Annotated in this window: 24 protein-coding genes; 15 read left to right on the top strand and 9 right to left on the bottom strand. The window is 62.0% G+C overall.

The genetic code is table 11. The features are described from left to right. The first annotated feature begins 293 nt into the window (after window positions 1-293). The 3 genes from NKK47_RS07195 to NKK47_RS07185 all read left to right on the top strand — a co-directional run bounded on the left by NKK47_RS07195 (window position 294) and on the right by NKK47_RS07185 (window position 3,890). Window positions 294-2,291, top strand: a complete 1,998-nt coding sequence (locus tag NKK47_RS07195) for an ABC transporter ATP-binding protein/permease (protein ID WP_352456961.1) — start codon at window positions 294-296, stop codon at window positions 2,289-2,291. Between the two features lie 258 nt (window positions 2,292-2,549). Then, window positions 2,550-3,023 carry a VOC family protein gene (locus NKK47_RS07190; protein ID WP_352450557.1) on the top strand — a complete coding sequence of 158 codons (474 nt, stop codon included), beginning with the start codon at window positions 2,550-2,552 and terminating at the stop codon, window positions 3,021-3,023. Between the two features lie 84 nt (window positions 3,024-3,107). Next, window positions 3,108-3,890 (top strand): class I SAM-dependent methyltransferase, encoded by a 783-nt coding sequence (locus tag NKK47_RS07185; RefSeq protein WP_352456960.1) that lies wholly within the window; start codon window positions 3,108-3,110, stop codon window positions 3,888-3,890. Between the two features lie 39 nt (window positions 3,891-3,929). Here NKK47_RS07185 and gcvA read toward each other — a convergent pair whose 3' ends face one another. Continuing rightward, the gene (gene gcvA / locus NKK47_RS07180; RefSeq protein ID WP_352456973.1) at window positions 3,930-4,823 is read right to left on the bottom strand and encodes a transcriptional regulator GcvA; all 894 of its coding nucleotides are present in this window, start codon (window positions 4,821-4,823) and stop codon (window positions 3,930-3,932) included. Window positions 4,824-5,030: 207 nt separating this feature from the next. Here gcvA and NKK47_RS07175 point away from each other — a divergent pair, with 207 nt between their 5' ends. The 5 genes from NKK47_RS07175 (at window position 5,031) to NKK47_RS07155 (ending at window position 8,164) form a co-directional block, all read left to right on the top strand. Continuing rightward, on the top strand, window positions 5,031-5,216 hold the full coding sequence (locus tag NKK47_RS07175) for a DUF1127 domain-containing protein (protein WP_352575821.1): 186 nt from the start codon (window positions 5,031-5,033) through the stop codon (window positions 5,214-5,216). Window positions 5,217-5,288: 72 nt separating this feature from the next. Then, window positions 5,289-5,774 (top strand): VOC family protein, encoded by a 486-nt coding sequence (locus NKK47_RS07170; protein WP_352575819.1) that lies wholly within the window; start codon window positions 5,289-5,291, stop codon window positions 5,772-5,774. 36 nt (window positions 5,775-5,810) lie between these two features. Then, a complete protein-coding gene (locus NKK47_RS07165) occupies window positions 5,811-6,536 on the top strand; it encodes an SDR family oxidoreductase (RefSeq protein WP_352575817.1) in 726 nt (241 codons plus the stop codon). Window positions 6,537-6,770: 234 nt separating this feature from the next. Then, window positions 6,771-7,205 (top strand): FKBP-type peptidyl-prolyl cis-trans isomerase, encoded by a 435-nt coding sequence (locus NKK47_RS07160; protein WP_352575815.1) that lies wholly within the window; start codon window positions 6,771-6,773, stop codon window positions 7,203-7,205. A gap of 368 nt (window positions 7,206-7,573) precedes the next feature. Next, complete coding sequence (locus tag NKK47_RS07155) at window positions 7,574-8,164, top strand: HAD family acid phosphatase (RefSeq protein ID WP_352575813.1); 591 nt, start codon at window positions 7,574-7,576, stop codon at window positions 8,162-8,164. 49 nt (window positions 8,165-8,213) lie between these two features. Here NKK47_RS07155 and NKK47_RS07150 read toward each other — a convergent pair whose 3' ends face one another. Next, window positions 8,214-9,194: a quinone oxidoreductase family protein gene (locus NKK47_RS07150; protein ID WP_352575811.1), complete on the bottom strand. Its 981-nt coding sequence runs from the start codon at window positions 9,192-9,194 to the stop codon at window positions 8,214-8,216. 98 nt (window positions 9,195-9,292) lie between these two features. On the opposite strand from NKK47_RS07150, the gene NKK47_RS07145 reads away from it, so the two are divergent. Then, window positions 9,293-9,685, top strand: coding sequence for a winged helix-turn-helix transcriptional regulator (locus NKK47_RS07145; RefSeq protein ID WP_352575809.1), 393 nt, complete (start codon window positions 9,293-9,295; stop codon window positions 9,683-9,685). 74 nt (window positions 9,686-9,759) lie between these two features. Here NKK47_RS07145 and NKK47_RS07140 read toward each other — a convergent pair whose 3' ends face one another. After that, a complete protein-coding gene (locus tag NKK47_RS07140) occupies window positions 9,760-10,365 on the bottom strand; it encodes an NADPH-dependent FMN reductase (protein ID WP_023678377.1) in 606 nt (201 codons plus the stop codon). Window positions 10,366-10,456: 91 nt separating this feature from the next. On the opposite strand from NKK47_RS07140, the gene NKK47_RS07135 reads away from it, so the two are divergent. Next, a complete protein-coding gene (locus tag NKK47_RS07135; protein ID WP_023678378.1) occupies window positions 10,457-10,825 on the top strand; it encodes a winged helix-turn-helix transcriptional regulator in 369 nt (122 codons plus the stop codon). Window positions 10,826-10,874: 49 nt separating this feature from the next. On the opposite strand, the gene NKK47_RS07130 is transcribed toward NKK47_RS07135, so the two are convergent. From NKK47_RS07130 to NKK47_RS07115, 4 genes are all read right to left on the bottom strand, one after another. After that, window positions 10,875-11,195 carry a hypothetical protein gene (locus NKK47_RS07130; protein ID WP_352456951.1) on the bottom strand — a complete coding sequence of 107 codons (321 nt, stop codon included), beginning with the start codon at window positions 11,193-11,195 and terminating at the stop codon, window positions 10,875-10,877. Window positions 11,196-11,338: 143 nt separating this feature from the next. Beyond that, complete coding sequence (locus NKK47_RS07125) at window positions 11,339-11,734, bottom strand: acyl-CoA thioesterase (RefSeq protein WP_023678380.1); 396 nt, start codon at window positions 11,732-11,734, stop codon at window positions 11,339-11,341. 200 nt (window positions 11,735-11,934) lie between these two features. Continuing rightward, the gene (locus NKK47_RS07120) at window positions 11,935-12,906 is read right to left on the bottom strand and encodes an MBL fold metallo-hydrolase (RefSeq protein WP_352575807.1); all 972 of its coding nucleotides are present in this window, start codon (window positions 12,904-12,906) and stop codon (window positions 11,935-11,937) included. A 295-nt stretch (window positions 12,907-13,201) separates the two neighbouring features. Then, a complete protein-coding gene (locus tag NKK47_RS07115) occupies window positions 13,202-14,128 on the bottom strand; it encodes a LysR family transcriptional regulator (RefSeq protein WP_352575805.1) in 927 nt (308 codons plus the stop codon). 106 nt (window positions 14,129-14,234) lie between these two features. Between NKK47_RS07115 and NKK47_RS07110 the strand changes: the two genes are divergently transcribed. Next, complete coding sequence (locus NKK47_RS07110) at window positions 14,235-15,026, top strand: alpha/beta fold hydrolase (RefSeq protein ID WP_352575803.1); 792 nt, start codon at window positions 14,235-14,237, stop codon at window positions 15,024-15,026. 106 nt (window positions 15,027-15,132) lie between these two features. Next, window positions 15,133-15,717 carry a GNAT family N-acetyltransferase gene (locus tag NKK47_RS07105; RefSeq protein ID WP_352456947.1) on the top strand — a complete coding sequence of 195 codons (585 nt, stop codon included), beginning with the start codon at window positions 15,133-15,135 and terminating at the stop codon, window positions 15,715-15,717. A 36-nt stretch (window positions 15,718-15,753) separates the two neighbouring features. On the opposite strand, the gene NKK47_RS07100 is transcribed toward NKK47_RS07105, so the two are convergent. Beyond that, entirely contained in the window at window positions 15,754-16,434 is a 681-nt protein-coding gene (locus NKK47_RS07100; protein ID WP_352456946.1) for a hypothetical protein, read from the bottom strand. Between the two features lie 303 nt (window positions 16,435-16,737). On the opposite strand from NKK47_RS07100, the gene NKK47_RS07095 reads away from it, so the two are divergent. Both NKK47_RS07095 and NKK47_RS07090 read left to right on the top strand, forming a co-directional pair. Beyond that, window positions 16,738-18,354, top strand: coding sequence for a GMC family oxidoreductase (locus NKK47_RS07095; protein WP_352575801.1), 1,617 nt, complete (start codon window positions 16,738-16,740; stop codon window positions 18,352-18,354). Further along, complete coding sequence (locus tag NKK47_RS07090; protein ID WP_352456944.1) at window positions 18,351-19,562, top strand: mandelate racemase/muconate lactonizing enzyme family protein; 1,212 nt, start codon at window positions 18,351-18,353, stop codon at window positions 19,560-19,562. Before NKK47_RS07095 ends, NKK47_RS07090 begins: the two co-directional genes overlap by 4 nt. Window positions 19,563-19,661: 99 nt before the next feature. Here the strand turns inward: NKK47_RS07090 and NKK47_RS07085 are convergent, their stop codons facing one another. Further along, a complete protein-coding gene (locus NKK47_RS07085) occupies window positions 19,662-20,600 on the bottom strand; it encodes a diacylglycerol/lipid kinase family protein (protein WP_352575800.1) in 939 nt (312 codons plus the stop codon). Window positions 20,601-21,337: 737 nt separating this feature from the next. Here NKK47_RS07085 and NKK47_RS07080 point away from each other — a divergent pair. Further along, window positions 21,338-21,772 carry a DUF4383 domain-containing protein gene (locus NKK47_RS07080; RefSeq protein WP_023719157.1) on the top strand — a complete coding sequence of 145 codons (435 nt, stop codon included), beginning with the start codon at window positions 21,338-21,340 and terminating at the stop codon, window positions 21,770-21,772. The last annotated feature ends 5 nt before the right edge of the window (window positions 21,773-21,777 follow it).

Raw genomic sequence — 21,777 nt, 5'->3', positions numbered from 1 at the left:
TCGGGCCGATGGCACTTCTCGCGCCGCTTGCGTCCAGCCTCTTCGAATGCAGCATGCGGACAAATCTTGAGAGCCTGAAGCGAATTCTCGAGACCGCAGCAGGTGATGCTTTGTTGCAGACTGACCCGCAGCCGACGCTCGGCGGTCTGCCCCGCAACGATCAAAGCCTGTCATCGAGAACGACCATAGGCTGCTGCGAGCACCGGAACAGCTGAGAAGCCTTGGCGTTGTTGGCATCTGGGATCTCGAGCGGACGCTATGAAACCTTCTGATTTTTAAGCCGTTATCGCCGGATGCCCGAGGCTAAATTTAAGCTGAAATCGGTTGACGGCGCCCAATCGCGCGATGCCGAGAAGTCGCGCCGCGAGAAACAGTCGACTGTCGAAGTCGCGTCCGAGGTCGTCGGCGAGCCCGCGCCGCCGCCGGATGTCACCGAACCCGATCCTGAGCTGACACCTGAAGAGGCCGAGCGGGCGCGCAAGAGATACCTGCTTAAGCGCTTCTGGATCAGCGCGCGCGGTTACTGGAGCGGCAGTGGCGACAGGGTCGCCTGGCCGTTGACGATCGGGCTGTTGGTCCTGATCGTCGCCAATGTCGGCTTCCAGTATGGGATCAATGTCTGGAATCGCGCAATTTTCGACGCCATTGAGCAACGCAATGCCCACACCGTATATTGGCTGAGCGCCGTATTCCTGCCACTCGTGATCGGAAGCGCCAGCCTTGTGGTGGCACAAGTCTTCTTTCGCATGAGGATACAGCGCCGCTGGCGGTCCTGGCTCACCACCGCGGTCATCGCGCGCTGGCTCGCAAGCGGCCGCTACTATCAGCTGAACCTCGTCGGCGGCGATCATAGCAACCCCGAAGCCCGCATCGCCGAGGATTTGCGGATTGCCACCGAATCGCCCGTCGATTTCATCGCCGGTGTCATCGTCGCATTTCTGTCGGCCTCGACCTTCATCGTGGTGCTGTGGACGATCGGCGGCGCCCTGACCCTGACGATTGCAGGTTCGACGGTCACCATTCCCGGCTTCCTGGTCATCACCGCAGTGCTCTATTCCGCGATCACGTCCACTTCGATGGCGGTCATTGGCCGCCATTTCGTCCACCTCTCCGAGGGAAAAAATCAGGCGGAAGCCGAGTTCCGCTACACGCTGACGCGCGTGCGGGAAAACGGCGAGAGCATCGCATTGCTCGGCGGCGAGGAGGAGGAGCGCAGCGGCATGGACAAGACATTTGCCCATGTGCTCAGGCAATGGGCGCTCCTTGCAGGCCAGCACATGCGCACGGCGCTGGTGTCTCAGGGGTCGAGCCTGTTTGCGCCTGTCGTGCCGGTCTTGCTTTGCGCTCCAAAGTTCCTCGAAGGCAGCATGACACTTGGACAGGTCATGCAGGCTGCCTCGGCCTTTGCCATCGTGCAGGGCGCGTTCGGATGGCTGGTCGACAACTATCCCCGTCTCGCCGATTGGAACGCCTGTGCACGGCGCATCGCCTCGCTGATGATGTCGCTCGACGGGCTCGAGCGCGCGGAACAGAGCAACACGCTGGGACGCATAAAGCGCGGCGAGACCGGCGGCGATGCGATGCTCAGCCTGAACAATCTCTCCGTGTCGCTCGACGACGGCACCGCCGTGGTCAAGGAAACCGAGGTCGTGATCGAACCAGGCGAGCGGGTGCTCGTCGCCGGCGAATCCGGCTCGGGCAAGAGTACGTTGGTGCGGGCCGTCGCGGGTCTGTGGCCATGGGGTAGCGGCAGCGTCAACATCCGCGCCGACAGACGGTTGTTCATGTTGCCGCAACGGCCCTACATCCCGACCGGGACGCTTCGCCGCGCTGTCGCCTATCCAGGCGCCGCCGACAACTGGACGCTGGATAAGATCAAGGCTGCCCTCGACAAGGTGGGACTCGACTACCTCAACGACCGGATCGAGGAGGACGCGCCATGGGACCAGACCTTGTCGGGTGGCGAAAAGCAGCGCCTCGCCTTCGCGCGTCTTCTGCTGCACCGCCCCGATATCATCGTGCTGGACGAGGCAACGTCGGCACTCGACGAGAAGAGCCAGGACAAGATGATGGAGATGATTATTCGCGAATTGCCGAAGGTCACCATCATAAGCGTAGCGCACCGCGCCGAGCTGGAGGCCTTCCACAGCCGCAAGATCACATTGGAGCGGCACAAGGGCGGCGCAAAACTTGTCAGCGATATCGAACTCGTCCCGCGCAAGGACAGACGGAACTTGCTCATGCGCCTTCTGAGGCAACGGCGCGCCAACGGAAAGCCAGCGCGACCTTGAGCAAAGCGGCGCTGCCCTACGCAAAGAGTGAGGCCGCCGGTCGGAGCAGGCGGACCATCGCCGATTCGAGTCACTGCCCGCATCTGGTCCTGAAAGCACCAGCCGTGGTACCTTGATTCCGGGCAGCTGCTGCTGCCGGAACGTCGATGGCACGAGCGCATTTCCATGTCCGGTGCAACGCCGAGGCCAGCTGTGAAAAACCCGGGTTGATTTCAAAAGCCCCGATTGATTTCGAAAGCAAAGGGACCAGCAATGACAATCGCCAAGAACACGATCTGCCTTTGGTACGACAAGGACGCCGAGGCTGCGGCCCGCTTCTATTCCGAGATTTTTCCCGACAGTTCGGTGAAATCCGTCCACCGCGCTCCCAGCGACTACCCGTCCGGCAAGGCAGGCGACGTGCTGACGGTCGAGTTCACGGTCGCCGGCATCCCCTGTCTCGGCCTCAATGGCGGGCCCGCGTTTAAACACAACGAAGCCTTCTCCTTCCAGATCGCCACCGACGATCAGCAGGAGACCGACCGCTATTGGAACGCCATCGTCGGCAATGGCGGCCAGGAAAGTGCCTGCGGCTGGTGCAAGGACAAATGGGGCATCTCCTGGCAAATCACGCCGCGCGTGCTGACCGAAGCGATGGCCGCCGGCGGCGATGAAGCAAAGCGCGCATTCGAGGCGATGATGGAGATGAAGAAAATCGACGTTGCAGCGATCGAGGCGGCGCGGCGCGGCTGACAGTTCGGGGGTGGCCCGACGCGAAAAGATCAGGGCAGAGCGGCCGGAAATGCTGCCGGCCCATCATCTCCAGGCAGGCGTGCGATGGTGCTGAACTGCGCTGCGTTTTACGACGCCGAACTGCGACGGCACAACGAGGTCTTCAGGGCTGCGGTCAAGGTGGGAACGCGCGATCGCGTGCTCGATATCGGATGCGGTTCGGGACAATCCTCTCGTGATGCTGCCCGTGTCGCGGTGGAAGGCAGCGTGCTCGGCGTGGACGTATCGGCCGAGATGCTCGAGATCGCCCGGAAGTGTAGCGCGAAAGAGGGATTGCGAAACGTCGCCTTTGAGCGCGGCGATGCGCAATTGCTGGTATTTCCGCCTGCCGGCTTCGATCTGTGCATTAGTCGATTTGGAGTGATGTTCTTTGCCGATCCGGCGGCGGCGTTCGCCAATATCGCCCGGGCGATGCGACCAGGGGCACGTCTTGTGTGGATGGTATGGCGATGCCAGGACCGTAACGAGTGGGCAACTGCCATTCAGCGGGCAATTGCGCCGGGGACCGCCATATCGGGGGGCGCCGCCACCCCGTTTTCGCTTGGCGACCCCGCCATCACCGCGGAGATCTTGCGTGCATCCGGTTTTGTTTCGGTCGACTTTGCCGAAGTGCATGAGCCGGTCTTCTACGGCCAGGACGTCGATGTGGCCTATGACGCTTTGCTTGGCCTGCAACTGGTCAAGGATCCGCTCGCCCGCGCAGATGTGGATGTCGACGCGCCGCTGCGGCGGTTGCGCGATCTGCTCGACGCGCATTTGACCGCGGACGGTGTGCTTTTCGACTCGCGTGCCTGGATCGTCACCGCGTTTCGGGCGAGCCGATGGTGACTGCGCGATGTAGACGATCCTGTTCTCTCGGCCTTCCCGTCAGTCCATTTGCGGCGCGACTTCTGAGAGCAGCCAATCCCGAAAAGCCTTGACTTTGCGCTGACGGATCGCCTCTGGCGGGTAGACGAAATAGAAGCTGGAGGGGGATTTCAGGGCGTGGCCGAAGGGGCGGACGAGCCGCCCGGCGGCAAGGTCGGCCGCAACGAGCATGGTCCGGCCGAGCACCACCCCCTCGCCTTGTGCGGCCGACTCCATGGCAAAGGTGGCAGAGTCAAAGGTAATCCCGCTCTGCGGGTCAACGCCCTCGACCCCGGCGCTTGCTAGCCAGGTCGCCCAGTCGATCGGAAAGCTGTCACGGATCAGCGTGTGGTGTTTGAGGTCCTGAGGCGTGCGGAGCGGATGTGCACCCTCAAGAAGCTTTGGGCTGCACACTGGAAACACCTCCTCGCCGGTGAGGAACTCCGACGTTAGCCCCGGATAGTTTCCGTTGCCATAACGGACGGCAACATCGATGCCGTCGCCGAGGAAGTTGGTCAGCTTCCCGCTCGTCGAAACCCGCACATCGAGGTCGCCATGCGCACGGTGAAAGCGATAGAGGCGCGGCACCAGCCATCTCCCCGCAAAGCCATCGGAGGTGCTGACGTTCAATGTCGAGCTCGAATAGCGGGCTGTTGCTGCAGCGGTGGCGGTGGCCAACTGGGCGAGCGCCTCGCGCACCGCCCGCGCATAGGGTTCGCCGACGGCTGTCAGGCTCACCGAACGCGTACCGCGCTCGAACAGCTGCACACCGAGCTGATCCTCAAGATTCTTGATCGCCCGGCTGATCGCACCGTGGGTGACATGAAGTTCCTCTGCCGCCTTGGAGAAACTCAACAGGCGCGCCGCGGCCTCGAAACTTGGCAAGGTGGTGAGGGGAGGCAGCTTCCGGGGCATGGATCGATACCTGTACGTGTGAGTGATGCTCACACATTGTCGCCGATAAGTCGTTTGTCGTCCAGGCCAGAAGCCGGCATGTTTGCTCGCGTAATCAGTCATTCACCGCCGCTGCAAAAGGCGAGTTTGATGTGACTGATACTCTCGCTGACGAAAGTCGCGGGGCAACTGCTGAAACCAAAACTGCCGCCACTCTGGGAGAGCACCATGAACGCCAAACGAGTTGAACCCATCGTCGACGTCCTGACCGGCATGGCCGGCCGCATCCTCGCCTCGAGCAGCCGGCGCCGGACCGGGCGGCAGATTGCACGCTTCTCGACCCGCCGGCTCGAAGACCTCGGATTTGCCCGCGGCTGGGACGGCTCGGTCCATCGGCCGTCGGACTACCGCTAGCCTAAACGAAAGCAACAGCGGACAGGCTCTTCGCCAAAGATCGCTGTCGCAAGGAATTAACGGAGAACGGACATGGCCACCATCCACCCATTCCTCTGGTTCAACACCGATGCGGAGCAAGCCCGCGATTTCTATCTCTCGGTCTTCAAGAACAGCAAAGCGCTCCAGACCATCGAATACACCGACTGGGTGTCCGGAACCAACAAGACGGTCCCGCATGCCACCTTCGATTTCGAGCTCGAAGGACTGCACCTTACTGCGCTCAATGCCGGGCCGCAGCCGCCCTTCAACGAGCGGCTCTCGCTCTACATCGAGACCAAGGACCAGGCCGAGACCGACTACTACTATGAGGCGCTCACCGCCGGCGGCGGCAGGGCACAACCCTGCGGCTGGCTCACCGACAGATACGGCGTCTACTGGCAGGTCATCCCGGAAATCCTGCCGCGGCTCAGTGCCGATCCGGACCGCGAAAAGGCCAACCGCGTCCGGCAGGCGATGTATGGGATGCGCAAGATCATCATCGCCGAGCTCGAAGCCGCCTACGCCGGCAAGGCCTGACTCTCCCACCGCAATCGCAACGAACGGAGAACCCTCATGACATCGCTCGTGGACAGGAAAGTCATCGTCGTCGGCGGTAGTTCCGGCATCGGTCTCGGCGTCGCGGAAGCTGCTCTCAACGGCGGAGCGAAGGTCGTGATCGTCGGACGCTCGCCCGAGAAACTGCTGGCTGCCGAACGGACGCTCAATGCGGGCCGCGTGACAAGCGTGGTCGCCGACATGACCGACGAAGCGGACGTCGCTCGCCTGTTCGACGAGGTCGGTCCCTTCGATCACCTCGTATCGACCGCCGGAACACTGCCGCCCGGCGATCCCATCGGCAGTACCGACATGGAGGCTGTGCGAGGCTTCGTCGATAACAAGCTGATTGGCGCCGTCTTGCTCTCCAAGCACGCTGTGCGCACCCTGAAAGCCGGCGGCTCGATGACCTTCACCTCGGGAATAAATAAGGATCGGCCGCCGGTGCCAGGAGGCTCGGTCGTCTCCGCGATTGCCGGTTCATTCAGCTACTTCGCCCGCGCCCTGGCGCTCGAACTGGCCCCGACGCGCGTCAATGTCGTGTCGCCCGGATGGGTCGACACACCGATGTGGGACATTGTTGGAGCAGCCAAATCCAGCTTCTTTGCCGACATGGCTGCCCGGTTGCCATCGAGAAAAATTCCGACCGCTGCGGACGTCGCCGCCGCCTACCTCTACCTCATGGAAAGCGACTTCACCACCGGCGAGACGATCCGCATCGATGGCGGCCATAACCTGATCTAGCCGCCATTTGCACGCCGCCTGAATGGGTTGAGCCGGCATGACCGCTAGTCCGGTGCACTGCTGCCGAAGGCGACGAACGCCGGCGGGTCATGCCGGCGTCGCTCAATCGGGGTTTACATCGGCAGCCAGGTCCCTAGTTTTAGCGTTTCGCGCCGCGCACCTAAGTGTGTGGATGATCGAGGACGGGACCGTGAGCTCTGGCCGGCCCCTCGAAACTTTCAAAGGATGGCTATCATGACACAGGCCAAGAATGGCGACACCGTGCGCATCAATTACAATGGCCGCCTGGCTGACGGCACTCAGTTCGATTCTTCCGGCAACGAACCGCTGCAATTCACGTTGGGTGAGGGACAAGTGATCGCCGGTCTCGAAACCCATGTCGAAGGTATGGAGGTGGGCGCGAAAAGCACCGTCACCATTCCCGCCGAGGCCGCCTATGGCCCCCACCGCCCCGAAGCGGTCATGACCGTCGAACGCGCCCGCGTACCAGACAACATCAATGTCGATATCGGCGCTCGATTGCAGGTCAGAACCCCGGAAGGGCGCCCGATGCCGGTAACAGTCGTCGGCGTGGACGACACCAGCGTCAAGCTCGACGGCAATCATCCGTTGGCCGGACGCGATCTCGTGTTCGACGTTGAACTGGTCGAGATCGTTCAGGCGGCGTAGGGCACGGCAAAGCGCGTAACGGCCATGATTTTCGGGTGACGCATTTCGACCGGCGGTTCCGGCGGTGCGTCACCTGTCGGAGGCAAAGACCGCGACGGCGGAAATCGTGTAGCGTGCAGCAACCCATAGAGACATTCGGCATCTGGAATGTCCAATTCAGCGTCGCGGTCTCGAGGACCTGTGGAAGACCTCGCTTGACAGCCGACTTCTCGTGACAGCAAAGTCTCGTGATGCGGGCGATTGGTTGGAATAGAATTGCGCGTGCCGGTGCAATCGTGCTGATGATCGGCACAAATGTTCCTGGGCCGGCGCGTTCCGACTCGCTCCTTCTCACAAGCCCGTCCCAGCCAGCCAATGTCGGCGATGCGATGCTGGCGGCTGCCAATTATCATGATTCCGGCGACTATGACCGCGACTTGGCCACTGTGGCGAAGCAGGCAGGCGACTGGGTCATCAAGCGCGCAATGGAGGTGCCTCGCCCCGCACTGGTGCTCGATATCGACGAGACGGCTTTGGCCAACTGGGAAGTGATCACACGTGACAATTTCGGCCGCCCGATTGGCGGCGCCTGCGACATCGCAATCGATGGTCCCTGTGGCTGGGCCGCCTGGGATCAGCTTGCGAAGGATCCGGCCATCGACGCCGTGCTGGAGGTCTTCCGGCAGGCACGAGCGGCGAAAGTCGCGGTGTTCTTCATCACCGGACGTCCGGAGGACCAGCGTCAGGCAACCGAACAGAACCTGCAGTCGGCCGGCTATGCCGGCTACGAGCACCTTTACATGGTCCAACCTGGGGCCAAATACGGCTCCGCCGCAGATTTCAAGTCACCCATAAGGGCCGAAATCGAAAAGGCCGGCTACACGATAATTGCCAATGTCGGTGACCAGCCATCCGACCTGTTCGGCGGGCATGCCGAGAAGCTGTTCCTGCTGCCAAATCCGTTCTACCGGGTTCGCTGACGGCCGGAACGGCACAACCCCGGATCCTCGGCTCCTTGCCGAGCACCTACTAAGGTATCAGGACAACTTTGCCGGTCGCGCCGCGCTCCTCCAGCAGGCGATGTGCGTGGCTGGCCTGGTCGAGCGGGAAGCGGCCACCTTTGGTCACCACAAGCTGACCACCAGCGGCCAGATCGAAAAGCTCCAAAAGGCCGTCACGGAGCCCGTCCCTAGACAGCAACGGCAGCAGGGCAAAACCCTTCAGCGACTGGTTGCGGCCGATCATCGCCTCCATCTCCGGGGCGCCGAGCGCGTATCTGCCGAGTGCTGCAAACACCAACTCTCCGCGAGGTGCCAGAGCCTCCAGCGCAACCGCCGTCAGCCGGCCGCCGACAATGTCGTAGATGATGTCGACGCCGGCGCCGTCTGTGGCTGCCCGGACGTGCACCGGCCAATCCGTGTTGCTGTAGTCGACGGCAGCATCGGCTCCCAGCGACAAAGTAAGGTCAAGCTTGGCCTTGCTGCCGGCTGCCGCGATGACACGGCTTGCGCCGGCGCGCTTGGCAAGCTGGACGAGCAACGAACCGACGCCGCCCGCGGCAGCGGCGACCAGCACCGATCTGCCGGCCGGCGGGCTTTGCCGCGATAGATACAATGCCGTCAGTCCTTGCACCATCAATGCCGTCGCGTTTTCGAACGAGAGCGAATCCGGCAAGGGCACGGCCAGGCTTGCGTCGATCGTCACATACTCGGCATAGCCGCCAAACGGGCGGCTCGAGGCGAACAACGGCGCGGCGACGCGCGTGCCGAGCAAGGAAGCGTCCACCCCCTGCCCAAGCGCCTCCACGATCCCGGCGGCCTCGACGCCAGGGATCATCGGCAGTTGCGGCGTCACCGCATAGCGATCCGCGCGCATCAGCACTTCGAAGAAATTCACCCCGGCCGCATGAACGCGGACCAAGACCTCGCCGGCTTGCGGCTCAGGCTTCGGCACCGCGACTATGTCGAGAACGTCGGGCCCGCCGAAGCGGCTCAGTTGAATGGCTCTCATCGCATGCACCGATCGCTGTTGGCATCGGCCGCTGTTTGCCACTATCTGCCTGGCTTCGACTACACACCGATTTGTCCGCTGCTGACCGGGAGGTGACCATGGCCAAGCTGATCAAGAGACTGCCGACGCTGCCGGCGGAGCGCGCGCTGAAAGTGATTTCGGGCCGCTGGAAGGCGGTCATCCTGTACCATCTCTTCGACGGGCCGCGGCGGCTGTCGGCGCTGCAGGTGCTGATGCCCGGCATCACCCAGAAAGTGCTGATCCAGCAGCTTCGCGAAATGGAAGAGCACGGCCTCGTCCGCCGCGAGATCTTTGCCGAGATCCCCTCGCGCGTCGAATATTCGGCGACGCGGCTCGGCCTCAGCCTCGAGCCGATCCTGCTGGCACTTTGCCAGTGGGGCCAGCATCATGCCGACGAGCTGAATGAGATGGACCGCCTTGCCGATTGCATCATCAGACCACGGCAAGCGCAGGACGCCCATGCCGTGTGAACAAAAAGGGCGGCGCATGCGCCGCCCCAATGCTTGGGAGAATTAATCCTTGGGAGGACTGCTCGAACCTGTGCTCAGGCCGCCTTGACTTCCTCGGCGACGGCATCGGCCTGACGCGCCGTCTTCAGCACCCTGGCCCACCATGCAATGTCGTTGACCAGCGCGGTTGCCGCCTGGTTGAGGTGCTCGAACTCATCGAGCTTCTTGTCGCCTTGCTTGACGGCAAGGAAATCGGCCCAGGCGATGTGTACGGCGGACTTCACCGGCGCCATCTGCAACTCGACCGCATGCAGCCTCAGCTGCTCGACCGCGCGCGCGCCACCGACGCTGCCATAGCCGACGAAGCCGGCCGGCTTCTTGTTCCACTCGTTGGCGGCGTAGTCGATGGCGTTCTTCAGCACGGCCGTCGGGCCATGATTGTATTCCGCGGCGGTGAAGATGAAGCCGTCGAATCCGGCGACCTTCTTTTGCCAGCGCTGCGCCACTTCGTTCTGCGACGGCACCCAGGCGGAGGATGCGACCTCATCGAAGAACGGCAGCGGGAAATCGCGCAGGTCGACGACTTCAACGTCGATGTCGGCGTGCGACTTGGCTATCTTGGCAATCCATTGGGTCGGGACGTCGGCAAAGCGGGCTGCGCGGGTTGAACCAATGATGATGGCGATTTTGGGTTTTGACATAGAGGGGGCTCTCCTTACGGGAATACTGGTATCGTTTAGATACCTGAGCTATATGAGTAACTGGCCGCTCAATGTGCAAGGAGGCACTTTTTTGTTACCAAGGCACCCGCACCGCACCGAGGACTGCCGCGCCATCTCGGAAATCCTGCAGCGCGTCGGCGACAAATGGACGGTGCTCGTGGTCGGCAAGCTTGGCAACGGGCCGCTGCGTTTCAACGAGTTGCGCAGCGCGGTCGGCGGCATTTCGCAAAAGATGCTGACCACGACCTTGCGCGGGCTCGAGCGCGACGGCTTCGTTACGCGCACCGTGTTCCCGACCATCCCGCCGCGGGTCGACTACGAATTGACCGATCTTGGCTACGAACTGCTGGTGCCGGTCGATGCGCTCGGCGAATGGGCACGCAAGAACACCGAGCGCGTCAAGGCGGCGCGCGAGAAGTTCGACGCCATGCACAGCTGAACCCTTGTGCTGCAAGGGTTTGAACCTGTCGCGATCCTCCGGACGAGCCCTACTGCTGTAACTGCATCTTGCTCTTCGGCAGCTTCTCGATCCGATTCCATTTCGGGTTGGGACTGACCACCTTGCCGCCAATCGTGCAGGTCGTGGTCGTCTCCTTGCGGCAATTGCTCACCGTCGTGCCGCTGGTGTCGCATTTCGTCGCCGAGCAGATCTCGCACTTGGCCGCTTGCCCGTTGATGGTGCGGTTTTCCGACGTGCAGGTGGCGCCTGGATCGCCTTTTTTGACCTCGGCCAAAGCGCTTGCGGACGACAGGCAGAGCAAGGCTGCAAAGGCACCCGCCAGGGCAGCGTTCAGCATGTGTTGACGCATTGTCTTTCCTCCCAAGATCCCGTCGGTCGCGCTGCAGGCGCGCATGCGGGAACCCGTTAGCCAAAGACCACGCGGGATCGCTGTCCGCATCCCCCGCGCGGGAGAGACGGCTGTTTAAATCCGTCTTCTGGAATCAGGCCGGGTCAGCCTTCGGCCGGAACCGCCTTCGGCTTGCCTTCGCCGTCCAGCGCCACCATGACGAAGTCGGCATGGGTGACCTTCTCCATCAGGTCGGAGAGATAGCGCTGCGCCCAGGCCTCGACCTTGAGCGTCATCGAGGTGCGGCCGACGCGTTCGACATGCGTATAGATGCACAGCGTGTCGCCGATCTTCATCGGCTTGGCGAAGGACATTTCCTTCACCGCCGCCGTCACCACGCGGCCCTTGGCGCGCTCGGCGGCGCGGATGCCGCAGGCGAGATCCATCTGCGCCATCACCCAGCCGCCAAAAATGTCGCCTGCCGCATTGGCGTCGGAAGGCATGGCCAGCGTCCTGAGCGTCAGATCGCCGATCGGCCGCCCGTCTGCGTAATGCACCATTTGGCCAATCCTCTCGAAGCCGATTGTCCCGATCCCGTATCGTCATGGCACGGACAGGTCAACGCGCCACTGAACAGGTCGCGGCCTGAGGTTCGGCTATCGGTCGACAGTGTTGAAAAGATGCTGTGCGGAGCTAGACGAGCGCACCAGCAGGATTGCATTCCATGGTCGAGGTAAGAAAGCTTACCAATAGGCGTGCTTCACAAAGCGGGCCAGGGCGTCGGGACGTAGCCATAGGCGTTGCCCTCGCGAATAACATGACCGATGCCTGGAAAGGGCAGGTGCATGCCTGCGACGAGCAGGCCATCCGCCGACACCATGTCGAGCACCTTCTTGCGTGTGGCGATTGCGGCCTCCTGGTCCACGTCGAAGGCGATTGCCCATTCCGGATGCGCAAATTGCAGCGCGGAGGCGTGGATTACGTCAGTGAAGAGCAGCAGGTTGGCGTCACCAGAGCCAATTCGAAGCGCGAGATGCCCAGGCGTGTGTCCAGGCGCAGGCAACGCCCTGATCCCGGGCGCGATCTCGACTTCGCCTTCGATCTTCCGGACCTTGCCATGGTAAGGCACCAGCGATTTGCGCGCTATTTCGAAGTACGGTTTCATCTGGTCGGGCGCCTTGGACCGGATCCCGTCATCGTGCCAGAAAGCGAATTCCGGCGCGGCAACCACGACCTCCGCTGCCGGGAAGGCGGCCTTGCCTCCAATACCGACAAGGCCGTTGGCATGGTCGGGATGGAGATGGGTGATGATTACCGTGTCGATTTCTTCCGGCCTGACGCCAGCGGCGGCGAGCGCCTCAGGTATATGTCCCAGTATAGGCCCCATCGCCGATGCCGTGCCGGTATCGATCAGCACCCGTCTGTCACCTTTGGTGACAAGGTAAGCATTGACCGAGGTCGGGAGTGGTTTTGGCAGGAATGCCTTTGCCAGCAGCGCTTCGGCGGCAGCCGTATCTGCGGAAGGGAAGAGTTCGAGGCCGAGATTGAGGTAGCCGTCGCTCAGTGCTGTGATCTCGAGGTCGCCGAGCATGAACCTGTGGGCGCTCGCAAGCGAAGCCGGAGACCGGGCGGCGATAGCCGCAGCGTTGCTCCCAAAGAGGCTGATCGGGGAAAGTAGCAGGGCGCCGGCACTAAAGGTGCCGATGCCGAACGTTCGACGGTCGATATTCATGGTCTTGTCCTTCGAATTGCAGATGAAGCTAGTCCGAGGCTACGTGGTCGCTGCCAGGCGGATGCCCATTTGGACTACTCCACGGAAAGTGGAGGACCTTCGGGCGGGGTCGGTGCGGTTCATGGCGAACTCCTTGCGACATCAATAATGCGCCTCATAAACAGCGGGAATAGCGATGGGATGCAGTTTACTGCTGCAGATTATGCAGTAATCAATTTAAGCGGATAAGGCCGCTGGTTTGGCCGTCCGCTGAACGGCCTCGAAGAACTCACTTGATGCCGAGCCCTGGCGTTGCCTACTCGACAGGCTTCCGAGGCTCGAGCGCTCGACGCAACGTCGGCGCCTCTTGCTGGATATAGTCCCACAGACGGTTCGAGATCGGCCCGTGCGGCCGGTCGCGGCGGCGCGCCACCACCAACTCCTCAATGCGGCCTGGCAGATGACGGCCGGCAATGGATTGCAGGCGTCCGTCGCGCAGTTCCTCCTCGATCAGGAAGCGGGGCATGTGGCCCCATCCGAGGCCTTGCAGGATGATTTCCTTCTTCATGCCCTGATCGGCCACCATGCATTGAGGCGCACCCTCGATCATGAAGTAGTCTTGTTGCGGTGAATGGCGGGCCGTGTCGCGTATGACACATTGGGTGAACGCGTGCATCTGATCCGGCGTGATGGGGTGCTTGATGCGCTCCGGTAGAAAGCCCGACGCCACTACGGGAACGAATGGCACCTTGCACAGATCGATCCATTCCACCCGCGGATCGCTCTTGTCGATCCAGTGCAGGATCAAATCGGCTTCGTCATCGAAGAGGCGCTCCCACGGGCCGCCCACCGCCTCGAAGTGCAGATGCAGGCGTGTGCCCGGACACTGGGCGAAGAACCGTCCGAGCATGCCCAATGCCTGCGGGCGCGGGCAAAGGTCGCCGATCACCACATGGATCTCGCTTTCTTCGCCCATTGACAGCTGAGCAGCATGAAGCCGCAAGCCCTCGAGCTCGCGCAGCAGCGATTGTGCCCTGCGATGGAACGACAGCCCTGCCTCGGTGGGGCGCACGCGATAGCCGCTGCGATCCAAGAGAACGAGGTCGAGTTGCCGCTCCAGCTTTGCAACGGCTGCGAACACCGCCGGGTGCGAGCGATGCAGCATGGCCGCCGCAGGCTGAAAGCCGCCGCAGCGGACCACGGCATCGAAGCATTGCAGGTCGTGCAGGGTGAATTCGGTCATGTCAGCTTCTATTACAGAGATAGTCCTATCTTTGTAATATCGTCAAAAGCGCGCCGCTACTAGGCTTTGCCACATTCAACGCTCCAAGAAGGAAGGTGTATTCACCATGAATGAGCTGGATTTCGTGACCGTCGGCGATGGCACACGCATCGCCTACCGCATCGACGGCGACGCCGGGAAGCCCGTGCTGATGCTGTCGAATTCCATCGCCACCACGCTGCGGATGTGGGACATGCAGGTCGGCGAGTTGTCGAAGCATTTCCGTGTTCTGCGCTATGATTTTCGCGGCCACGGAGGGTCGAGCGTTCCGGCCGGCGCTTATTCGCTCGACCGGCTTGGCCGCGACGTGATCGAGTTGCTCGACGCCCTGGGCATTGAACGCGTACACTTCCTCGGTCTGTCGTTGGGCGGCTTCGTCGGGCAGTGGCTCGGCATCCACGCACCCGAGCGGATCGAGCGCTTGATCCTGAGCAACACCTCATCCTACCTCGGACCGGCAAAGCAGTTCGACGAGCGGATTGCCGCCGTGCTGCAGGCGACGGATATGTCCGAAACCGCCGAGATGTTCCTAGGCAACTGGTTTCCTGCGCGTATGCTGGCGGCAAACGAGCCCGTCATCGAAGAATTTCGCGCCATGCTGCTGGCTATCGACCGGCAAGGCTTGGCTGGCTTGTTCGCGGCGGTTCGCGATGCGGACCTTCGCCGAACCGTAGCGCTGATTTCCAGGCCAACGCTGGTGATTGCCGGCCGGCACGACACTGTGACAGCCGCCAGCCATAGCGAGCTAATCGCGGCGACGGTGCCCGGCGCGGAACTGGTTGTCCTGCCCGCGGTCCACTTGTCGAACGTCGAGTACCCCGCCGAATTCATGGAGGCCGTGCTTGGTTTTCTGCGCTGAGATGGAGCACTGAGTGAAACCCCGTTTTCGAACATCCCCCGCATGGACCGCAACCTATGATGCACTAACGCGTAGCTCAGGCTAGACTGGGCAAGGTAGGTAGCGGATGACGGCTGACATGGAACTTGGCTTTCGCCCATTAACGCCCGATCTGTGGCCGGCGCTCGAGGACCTGTTCGGTGACAGCGCCGTCTGCAGTCGCTGTTGGTGTATGTACGGACGGATCGGTCGTTCTTACCGAAAGAGACCCGGCGAGGAAAACAAGGCAGCGTTCCGGCAAGCCGTCCAGCATGGTCCGCCTCCGGGTTTGCTTGCTTTCGACGGCGATGTGGCTGTCGGCTGGTGTCAGGTGACACCGCGAGATGCCCTGCCCTGGCTCGATCGGCTATGGCAGCTCAAGCGCGTGGACGACAGGCCGGTCTGGTCCCTGTCCTGCCTCTACGTGCGAAAACGATACCGCAGGCGGGGCGTAACATTCCAGCTGATTGCGGAAGCACTGGAAGTCGCAAGGCGCGCAAATGCTCCGGCACTCGAAGCCTATCCTTTCGAGGCCGACGTATCGCCGAGTGCTTCCGGCAGCGGATATGCCTCCACCTTCGCGCGCGCCGGGTTCAGGGTCGTCGCTCGCAGAACGCCGGCCCGCCCGATCATGCGCTATGATTTCAAGCAGATTGCCGATCATCGCCTGTGATCGCAGCTTGAAGTTTCGGCTATGGGTGGAAAGTTGTCATCCAGCCGCTATTGCGCCCGCTTCTCTTCTCGCTTTTGCGAGGATGGTCGTCTCCGGCGCAACGGCAAATTGCTCACAAAATGCATCGATGTGATGCTGGCCCCGACCCGCGTCTCCAACGGCGACAAGGGCCAAGCCCCAGGCGAGGTCTGTTTGCACATAGTTTTCCAACGAAAAACGTCGAAATTTCATCTTGGATCGTCGTTCGAAACTAGCAGCAACGTCCTTTAGTGCGGTGATTCTGGACCAGTCCTGCTGGGCAGCATTGAGCGCCGCCAAAGCTGCGCGTTCAACCTGATAGGAGCTATCGCTACTATAGAATGAGCACCAGTTGGGAATCCGGCCCGATGAATCTATCGGGTCAATGCAAAGGTCAAAATTCGCTGACTTCGCCGTCCTTTTCCACCGGAGGCTTCCGCCTCTGAAAAGTGGCACAAAGTCGATCGAGACGCCCCAACAGGCGGAGAAGGTCATGCCTTTCAACATCTGAAATTTCAGCAGATAGCGTATGTGATCTGTTGGACGGCCAACCCAGAACAAATCCCCTACTCGTTGAAAATCGGATGCCAAGCCGCCTTCCAATGCTCCAGCGGCAATGTCGCCCAACGCTTTACCACGCTGAGGCGCACGACCGAGGTCTGGCTGCCGACGAAATCTTTCGATCAAGCGGGAGAACATCTAACCTCTTCAACGGCAATCGTAAATGTTGAGCGTCACCGGCGAACATTACTGATCGTGCGGATCAATTCAATGACCGAGCGCGAACGGCAGCCTTCGGTCATCCCTGCTCGAACACATCGGCATTGATTGCTAAAAACACGTATAATTGTTGCAGTAGCAAAACTAACTACGGCAACAAGCGGCCATTCAAACCGAATATCACCAGTCGCTTTTTTCACATCGGATGCCGGAAGACCCGGCGACGCCGCGTCGCGCCCAAGCCTAGGTTAGAGCCGAATTCCGGAGCCAGCCGCAGCCACCATGCAGACCTATGATTTCATCATCGTTGGCTCCGGTTCGGCCGGCTCGGTCCTGGCCGAAAGATTGTCGGCTTCCGGCCGCTTCTCGGTGCTGGTGCTGGAAGCCGGCGGCAGCGACCGCCGCTTCTACGTGCAGATGCCGCTCGGCTACGGCAAGACCTTCTTCGACCCGGCGGTCAACTGGAACTACAAGGTCGAGCCGGACCCCGGTCTCGCCGGCAATGTCGACCACTGGCCGCGCGGCAAGCTGCTCGGCGGCTCGAGTTCGATCAACGCCATGGTCTGGATCAGGGGCGCGCGCGAGGATTTCGATGCCTGGCGGGATGCCGGCAATCCCGGCTGGGGCTTCGACGACCTGCTGCCTGCGTTCAAGGCGCTGGAGGACAACCAGGCCGGCGCCGACCAATGGCGCGGCGTCGGCGGGCCGCTGCATATCACCGACTGCTCGACCTCCGTCCATCCGCTCACCAAGCGCTATCTCGCCGCCGCCAATCAAGCCGGCCTGCCGCTCAACCCGGATTTCAACGGCGCCTTCCAGGAAGGCGTCGGCGTCTACCAGATCACTACCAGGAACGGCCGCCGCATGTCGGCGGCGCGCGCCTTCCTGCACCCGGCGATGAAGCGCAAAAACGTCCGCGTCGAGATCAACGCGCTGGCAACAAAAATCCTGTTCGAGGGCAAGCGCGCCGTCGGCATCGAATATCTCCAGAATGGCGAGACAAAGACCGCCCGCGCCGGCCGCGAGGTCATTCTCTCCGGCGGTTCGGTGAATTCGCCCCAATTGCTACAGCTTTCAGGCATCGGCCCGTCGGCGCTTCTTGCTGGTCTGGGCATTCCTGTCGTTCACGCCAACGAAAATGTCGGGGCAAACCTGCAGGACCATGTCGGCATCAACTACACTTTCAAGGGCAGGCTGCCGACGCTCAACCAGATCCTGCGCCCGTGGTGGGGCAAGCTGCTGGTCGGCATGCAATATGTCCTCCTGCGATCGGGTCCGCTGTCGCTGTCGATGAACAATGCCGGCGGCTTCTTCCGCACCGATCCGGCCGCGGCACGGCCCAACATGCAGCTCTATTTCCAGGCGTTTTCGACCGTCATTCCGAAGAGCGGCGAACGCCCGATCCTGACGCCCGATCCATGGCCGGGCTTTTCCATCGGGCTGTCCAATTGCCGTCCGTCGAGCCGCGGCGAAATCATGATCCGCTCCGCCAATCCGCGCGATTATCCCAAAATCGTCGCCAATGCCTTTTCGACCGAGGCGGACGTCGCTGAAATGCTGGCGGCGGTGAAATTCGTCCGGAAGATCGCCTCGATGCCGGCAATGGCCGAGATCATCGAGGAAGAGGTTTTGCCTGGTCCCTCGATCACCTCCGACGCCGATCTCATTCAGGATTTCAGGAAGCGCTCGGGCACCGTCTATCACCCGGTCTCGACCTGCCGCATGGGGCCGGACGCGGCGCACGCCGTCGTCGATCCGCGCCTCAAGGTGCACGGCATCCAGACCTTGCGCGTCATCGATGCCTCGATCTTTCCCGACAACATAACCGGCAACACCAACGCCGCCGCGATCATGACCGGATGGAAGGGCGCCGAACTGGTATTGGAGGATCAAAAATGAAAATCACCGACGTCAAGACCTGGGTTGTCGGCAATCCGCCACCCGGCATCGGCGGCAAGTATTTCATTTTCGTCAAGCTCACCACCGATGGCGGCGTCGTCGGCTATGGCGAGGCCTACAACGCCACCTTCTCGGCTCATGTCACGGCGAAAATGGTTGAGGACATGGCCGAACGCTATCTGATCGGCCGCGATCCGCACGATATTGAGACCTTCTTCCGCCGCGCCTATTCGTCCGGCTTCACCCAGCGCCCCGACGTGTCCGGGATGGGATGCTTTTCGGCGCTCGAAATCGCCTGCTGGGACATTATCGGCAAGGAGGCCGGCAAGCCGGTCTACAAGCTGCTTGGCGGCCAGGTACACGAAACGCTGCGTTCCTATACCTACCTTTACCCGCACAGCGGCAGCGTCCACTCCGAGGACGCCCGCGGCAAGAACGTCTATAACGACCCCGATCTGGCCGCCGCCTGCGCGCTCGAATATGTCGAGCAGGGTTTTAACGCGGTCAAGCTCGACCCAGCCGGCCCCTACACCGCCTTCGACGGCCACCAGCCGCGCCTCGTCGACATCGATCTCTCCGCCCGCATGGTCAAGGCGATCCGCGAGGCGGTCGGCACAAGAGCCGACATCCTGTTCGGTACGCACGGCCAGTTCACCGCATCGGGCGCGCTGCGCCTCGCCCGCGCCATCGAGCCCTATGATCCGCTGTGGTTCGAGGAGCCGGTGCCGCCCGACATGCCCGAGGTCATGGCTCAAGTGGCAAGGGGCACGTCGATCCCCATCGCGACAGGGGAAAGACTGACCACAAAATTCGAATTTGCCCGCGTCATCGAAAACCGTGCGGCGACCATTCTTCAGCCCGACCTTGGCCGCTCCGGCGGCATTCTCGAAACCAAGAAGATCGCCGCCATGGCCGAAGCCTACCACATCCAGGTCGCGCCGCACTGCTACTGCGGTCCGATCGTCGGCGCCGCCAACATCCAGCTCGCGGTAACGCTGCCCAACTTCCTCATTCTGGAATCGCTGAAACAGTGGGACGGTTTTCACGCGAAGCTGCTCAAGAAGAAGATCGAATGGCAGGACGGCAACGTCATCCCGTCGAAGGAGCCAGGCCTCGGCGTCGAACTCGACGAAGCCGTCTGCGAGGCGCATCCCTGGACCGGCAAGGACCTGCATTTGCAGATGATGCAGACACCGCTGATGCCGTGACCTGTCGAGCGGGCGACAATGTCACGCGATTTCAACGCGTTGGACGCAGGATCGGAATCACCGCCGAAAGAACTTGAATCAATCCCTCAATGCCTTGATTCAATATCTCAGCGTCAATGCGCCGGGCAGGATTTCGAAGGTCGCCGGTATGCGACCCGGCGATTCGCCGTCTATGTCGATCAGCGCGGCGTTCTTTTGCACATCGCCGAGCGGCTCGACAACCACTTTCTTGCCGCGCAGGATGGTGATCGCCGGATGGTTGCGGTGCCGCCCGCCATAGAGCAGGCGGATGTCCCAGATCAGCTTCAGCTTGCCGGCGGCGCGCAGGATGACGATGTCGAACTCGCCGTCGTTAAGCTCGGCGTCGGGCGCGATCATCATGCCGCCACCGAAGAATTTTCCGTTGGCCACCGCCACCAGCGCCGTGCGCGCCTGAACCGGGGCACCGTCGTCGACGGTGATCGCAACCTCCTGGAACCGATAGCGGAGGAATTCCCAGACCGTGCGCCAGTAGAACAGTGCCTTGGCCGAAACCTTGCCCTTGCGCTTGTCGGCGTTGACCGCGCGGTCGGTAGCGCCGGAAAGCCCCAGGCTGGCGATGTTGATGAAATGGCGGCTGGCCAGTGCGCCATGGTCGTCGACATAGCTGATGCAGCCGGCATCGATCTTGCGCGGCTTGGCCTCGGCAATCCGCTTCAGCGTCAGATCGACATTGTTCGACAGGCCGAGCCCGCGGGCGAAGTCGATGCCGGTGCCGCAAGGCAGCAGCCCAAGTTCGGCCGTCCGGCCGCTTTCCCGGATAGCCTTCAGCAGCCCGTCGGCGACTTCGCTGGCGGTGCCGTCGCCGCCGGCCGCGATCACCAGCTCGAAGCCGATGGCGGCAAGGTCGAGCGCCAGCCGTTCGGCATCCCCCTCGGCCTGCGTTTCACGCAGCTCGAAATCACCGAAATGTCTTTTCAGCGAAGCCGCAACCTCGGGCCAATGCCGCTTGAGGCTGCCGCCGCCGGCGATCGGATTGAGAACCACCGCGACCTTCAAGCCTGCCTCCCCAAGGCCATCGAACACGCCTTCCAATCATTTGCCGGCATTGAAGCCCGCGCCGGGCCGCGGGGCAAGGGTCGATTACCCGACAATGCGGCTTCGGCATCGAGGCGGCAAATCCCGACCGGCGGCGGCAGAGATCGGAAGGTCGCTATTTTGGCAGGGTCAGTCCCCGATAATCCCGCTATCCACAGGCATGCGGCAGTTCCGCCAAACGCTTATCCGACGTACGTTAAAACCCATCTCAGGCGGCTACCGATCGCCACGCCGAAAGGCAAAGCGGAACGGCGGATTTCCTGAGGCCCGTACGGCCCTGAACGAGAACAGGCTTGCTTGTTGGAGGGATGGACGCCGAGACCTACGGGGCCGCGGAAAGCGTGCGAACGCCGACGGCGGACCGATGCTGCCATGAAGGACGGCAAAAACCTTCGATGGCGCGCTGGGCAAAGCTCGCAAGAGTGGAGACCGGCGTGGTCCGGAACGGACGCTGCCTTCGGGCGGCGACTGGCAGGACCGTCAAAATCAAGGCCGGCATGGCGCGACATCTTTCGGGAGTTGCTGCCGCGACCGTGTCCTGATCTGACAGGGAGGCGCTGGGAGAAATCCCGGCGCCGACTGTCTTTGTGGCCCCGCCTGACGATTTTGCCGGCGACGCTTCACGCTGCGCCAAAATCAGCTACTATCCATTTGCCGTCGGGGGCCGTTTAAAAGGGCTGACGGCAGGGGGACATTTCATGACGCTCATCCAGAAGCTTGCTGTTGCCTATGCCTTCCTGTTCTTCGGCGTTGTTGCCATCGGCTATGTGCCGGCTTTCAACGACGCCGGCGGCAATCTGTTCGGCCTGTTTTCGCTGCAGTGGTATGACGATTTGCTGCACGCCTTCTCCGGCGTCTGGGCGCTGGCGGCCGCCTTCATCTCGCACCGCCAGGCGGTGTTCTATTTCAAGCTGTTCGGCTCGGTCTATCTGTTCGACGGCGTGCTCGGCCTGGTCACCGGTTCCGGCTGCCTCGATGGCGGCATTTTCATCAACGGCTTCCGCTCCCTCAACGACATCGAATTCCCGGCCCGCTTCTTCGCCAACCTGCCGCACATCGTCATCGGCGGCTTCGCCGTCTACGTCGGGTTCTGGCTGTCGAAACGTGTGTACGACCATTTCGCCACGGCCTGACCGGC

This window comes from Mesorhizobium sp. M0019, assembly GCF_040323975.1.
Taxonomy (GTDB): domain Bacteria; phylum Pseudomonadota; class Alphaproteobacteria; order Rhizobiales; family Rhizobiaceae; genus Mesorhizobium.
Note: the sequence above shows the minus strand (reverse complement) of the source record. Positions and strands in the feature narration are given on the sequence as shown.